Here is a 413-nt window from a genome sequence, read left to right on the forward strand (position 1 = left end):
CTGGACCGCCCGCTCTGGGTGGGGGTGCCGCCGAGGAATCCTAGCGACTGATAGATGCCACGGTTCCAGCGGAACGCCTCCCGGCTGTAACGCGTGATGTTCTCGCCGACGACCACGCCGGCCTCGCTCACCGCGGCCGGCCGGCTGTTCCCCGGCAGGCCGTGCACCGTACCGCCGCGGTAGACGAACCCACTGAGCTCGGATGGTGAGGTCTGCCAGTAGCCCGCGAGAAGGCCTGCGGTGTTGCCGCCGGTGAGGAGACCGGAGGCCCCGGTCGGGGATGGAATGTCCACGACGGCGGGTCGGGCGGGCGCAGGTGGGGAGGACGGTGCCGCGGTGGCCGCGTCCGCCGCGGTGGCGGAGCCGAGGTAGCCGAGCGACCAGGGCACGAGAGTCGTGGCCACCGTGGCGGC

At 72.9% G+C, this 413-nt stretch carries 1 pseudogene; it reads right to left on the reverse strand.

The annotated features are described in order from the left end of the window. Positions 1-404 (reverse strand): annotated as a pseudogene (locus ACY45C_RS10560) (HAF repeat-containing protein); the annotation flags it as partial. Positions 405-413 lie beyond the last annotated feature (9 nt).

Source organism: Frankia sp. CcWB2 (genome assembly GCF_977927585.1).